Origin of the sequence: Terriglobus sp. YAF25 (genome assembly GCF_052113305.1) — a bacterium.
Lineage (GTDB): Bacteria > Acidobacteriota > Terriglobia > Terriglobales > Acidobacteriaceae > Terriglobus.
The window spans coordinates 1-4,350 of sequence record NZ_JBFRCY010000384.1; the positions used below are offsets into that span (position 1 = coordinate 1).

Genomic DNA, 4,350 nt, shown 5'->3' on the forward strand with positions numbered 1-4,350 from the left:
CTCGTAGTACTTCCGCAGCCTGTTGCGAAGGCGGTGCATCTCCACGCGGACACAAGAATTTTTGGACGGATCAAAGTCCGTCGACCTGCCGAGAGCTTCAACGCCGATCTTGTATTCGTTCAGGGAGCTTTTGTTTTCCGAAAAATAGTGCTCACCCAGATATCGAAGAAGCCTGCCTAGAGAGACCGCCTCAGAAAATGTGTCGGACGAGAGTACCGACTGAAGTTCATCGGCCTCATAGCCCGTTTGTTCTCGGACTGAAATAACGTCTCCTCCGCTTTCAGGCGTGAATCATACCAAGAAGGTTCCGCGCGGCACAAGATGAAACGTGCGTTACATGCACGGGGGACGTCCATGAAACATATTGCAAATAAAGTGGTTAGCGGCATRTAGCTGTTGCATAGCGGCTGCCTCCTTGACTCTCAATGAGCTGACTCAATAAATCCGGGTGTGTCGTTGCAGTGCTGAGCAAGTTGAAATGAGTGATCCGGTCTCGTATCGAGTTCATGCAGCGCTGCACCGTCAAATTCACACTCAGGATGCAAGCGAGGCTGAATGCCAGTTCTTCTTGAAAATGCAATGCCGCTCCATTCGATGGGCCGACGACTCTGGAGGAGAGCCCATAGTACGAAGTCTTTGATTTCGTTTGCTTGGTGGGGCGCCATGGTTACCCTGCTATGCCTCTGCCTCCCCTGCTATGCGCAGTTCAGCAGCAACGTTCAGGGCACGGTAACCGACTCAAGCGGCGCGGTCATTCCAAAAGCCGCGATTACGCTCCACAACGTCCAAACGGGGATCGATCTCCGGGTGGCAACGAATGCGACTGGATACTACCGTTTTACCTCGGTTGCGCCGGGCAATTACGAGGTGGCTGCCACCGAGGCAGGATTTACGCCCGGATCGGTTTCGGTGACGGTGTCGCCAGGCGAGACACGTGGTGTGGACATCACTCTTGTTCCAGGCAGCACGACTGTTTCATCGCCGTAAGAGATGTTGCCGAGACGCTCAATCCGGAAGAGACGCGGATCGTACAGACACTCACTGAGCGGGAGATCAGCCAGTTGCCGTTACCGAACCGCGACGTGCAGATGCTGCTTTCCCTGACGCCAGGAGTGGTTGGCTTTCAGAATGAAACGCCCGCAACGGGTTATGGATCGACGATTTTTGCCGCCAATTTTCAACCCGGCTACGTCGCGAACGGCGAAGGCTTAAAGAGCAACATCTTTTTGATCGACGATCTTCCCGTCAGCGACGACATCACCCAGGGAGCTGCGATGATTCTCCCGAATGCTGACATGATCAGCCAGGTGTCTCTTCAGTCTCAGACCTATTCGGTTGAAAACGGTACCGGCTCTTCGTTGCAGACGTCTTTTAGCACCAAGTCGGGAGGCAATCAGTTCCATGGGGCAGTCGACTATAGCTACGCCGGCAAGAATCTAGGTGCGGCCGGCCAGCCCACCCACACTGCTGGAGCCCCAATCAAAGAAGTCTTCCCGGAGTTTCATCAAAACCTGGTACTCGCGTCGCTGGGTGGACCCATTATTAAGGATAAGACGTTCTTCTTTGGTTCCATTGAAAAGCAGAATGCAGCGATCGGCTCCGCTACTACCACGAACCCGCACTTCACACCTTCTTTTGCATCGTGGGCACATTCTGCCTTTCCAAATTCTGGAGCCGCTGAGGGACTGCTCTTCGCTCCTCCCACACGGGATATAGGGGGTACCACCAAAACTGCTGGGCAGTATGGAATGGCATGCGGAACCCAGCAGACAGTCCCAAATTCAACTCTCACGTACAACATTCCGTGCGATCAATCCGTTTACACCGTTGGATCCATCTTTGACCAGTCTCAGCCGTTCAATGGAATTCAGTGGGACGTGCGCCTGGATCAGGCTATGCGCGGCGGTAAAGATCGTGTGTACGTGATGTATGAGCGCATCGATCAGACGCTCGGCAATCTGGCCGAGAGGCCTAAGTTAGACGCCAATTCTCCCAGCCAGAACAAATACTTTGCAGCCAACCATATTCATCTGTTTTCTCCGCAGCTCCTTAACGAAGTTCACTTCGGTAATCTGCGAGCTGTTTCGGGTAATTTTTTAGGTGATCCTCGGGCGGCATCAATTCCTTATCTACCGATTCTGCTGGACTCTGCCGCGGGGTTCCAATTTACATTCCCATTCGGCATTACTCCATTCGCCTCGCAGACCAATAAAGAACACACTTATGCTCTGCGCGACACCGTTAGCTACAGCTTTAGAAATCACACCGTTCGCGGTGGCTACCAGTTCTATCGTGGAGATTACTTCCAGGATTCAAGCGGCATCTACAGCAGGGCATTCGTTCCCTTTTACGCAACTGATACGTTTTCATGGGTGAGCAATACAGCTCGGGCCGGATACAACCTCTACACGATCGGAGGAAACGGCAAGTACACGCCGCAGTACTATGGCGCCACATCCATCTCCAATGGGCTTTGGATAGATGACTCCTGGAAGATCCGGTCAAATCTTACGCTGACCGCCGGAATTCGCTACGATAACTTCGGCAACCCGCGGAGATACGGTGCTTCGTCAGGGGCATTTGTCCCGATGTTCCCGGGCTCTGGCTCAACCTTCCAGCAGCAGGCATGGGCTACCACGACACATACAGCGGACTCAGCCTTTACAGAGTCCCAGAACTGGAACTTCATGCCGCGGGCGGGCTTCGCGTACACGCCTTTCAAAGAGAGAACAACTCTTGTGAGAGGTGGAATTGGCTTGTATGAAAATGTTCTGACTCCATATCAGATCGCTAATAACCTGCCGACGCAACCGCCCAACCGCATCAGTTTGTATCAAACCGGTATCGTTCCATACGGCGACTTTGCGACCGCCGTGGCGCCGTACGGATATTCCTATTCCTATCCAACCTACGGAACAAATCCATCAGGGAACATTTACTCCTGTGCCGCGATGACGGACACCGCAAATTGCCTGTTTTCGGCGAATCTCAACGGTTTTGTCCCGACACTTAAGCCGGAGAAATATCTGAACTACTCATTTGGAGTAGAACAACAACTTTTGCACAACACCATTCTCGGCGTTACCTATTCCGGAAGTCATGGCTACGATCTGGTTTATGGGTCTTCAGCCGCAGGCCAGGGCAGCAATGCGGACTATAACCTACAGCCCAGGTCTCCCGCGGTCCGGCCCACATTTGAATGGGGACAGTTGAACTACGGGCGCAACGGGTTATCCAGCACCTGGAATGCTCTGATCGTGACCGCAAAGCAGAACTACAGAAATCTCAGTTTTCAAGCGAATTACAACTGGGAAAAAGCGTTGCAGGACGCGCCTACGACCAGGGATTCGAACAGCACAGGAACCGGCGCGATGTTCAATATCTGGAAGGGCATCTACGATCCCAGGTCCTTCCGCGGGGTTTCGGCGTTTGATGTAACGAACTCGTTCTCCTTCGGAGGGGTTTATGAGATGCCGAAGATTGGCACGAGCAGGCTGCTGAATGAATCCGTCGGTGGCTGGCGCGTCGGCACAACCGTCATTGCTCAGACTGGTACGCCATTTAGCGTGGCCCATGAGGGCGAAGACTATCAGTACGACGGGTGTGCCCACTTCAACGGGACCACCGGTTGCGCCGGATTTCCAACCTATAGTGGAGTTCAGCGAAGAGGGTTCACTCGTTCGCAGGTTCTGGCGGGCGCCTTCACGACCACCCAGTTCAAAGATCCCGCAGGCTATGGTTCGCAACCTGTTACCCAGCGACAGGGAGTCAACAGCTTCCGTAACCTGGGCTACTTCAGTGTCAACGCAACCCTGTCCAAGGGATTCAACTTTCCAATTCCTAAAGTCGTCGAAGGTGGAAAGCTCTTCTTGCGTGCCGAAGCGGTCAACCTTCTCAATCGCACAAACTGGCAAGCGATAGCAAACGACGTAACCGACGGAAACTTCGGCACTGAAACCAGCGCCAATCAGAAACGTTATTTGCAACTCGGTGGACGATTCGAATTCTGACCGGCTACAGGAGAGGGACGCGCGATGTAACCGATTGGGCAGCATCGTGCGGGCCCTCTTCCAAACATACAAATTTCACGGTCCCCATCAAGGGGGCCTCATCAAACCAGGTCCGCTGGTTGTAAGCAACGAAACCGCCGCGAATCCAGGAGGAAGCTTGTGATGACGCGTATGTGTGCGTTTGTGAATGAGATGGATAAGTCTGGTCACGAGAAGAAAGGAAGAATGTTTCTTTTCGTGATTATGGTTTTCATGGCATTGGTCAACGGCTCAGCAGTCTGGAGCCAGACTACTTATCCGACTCAGATTGGAGTCGAAGTTAGCGACCGGCCTACTGGCT

3 protein-coding genes are annotated in these 4,350 nt (G+C 53.2%); all 3 read left to right on the forward strand.

Features of this window, described 5'->3' with window-relative positions:
• Positions 1-663: 663 nt before the first annotated feature.
• On the forward strand, positions 664-987 hold the full coding sequence (locus AB4043_RS16060; protein ID WP_442307506.1) for a carboxypeptidase-like regulatory domain-containing protein: 324 nt from the start codon (positions 664-666) through the stop codon (positions 985-987).
• Positions 988-1,061: 74 nt separating this feature from the next.
• Complete coding sequence (locus AB4043_RS16065; RefSeq protein ID WP_442307507.1) at positions 1,062-4,010, forward strand: hypothetical protein; 2,949 nt, start codon at positions 1,062-1,064, stop codon at positions 4,008-4,010.
• A 159-nt stretch (positions 4,011-4,169) separates the two neighbouring features.
• A partial coding sequence (locus AB4043_RS16070; RefSeq protein WP_442307508.1) for a hypothetical protein occupies positions 4,170-4,350 on the forward strand: 181 nt, incomplete at its 3' end.

Coding starts and splice junctions, on each gene's coding strand:
- AB4043_RS16060 (WP_442307506.1), top strand. CDS start 664: ATGGTTACCCTGCTATGCCTCTGCCTCCCCTGCTATGCGCAGTTCAGC.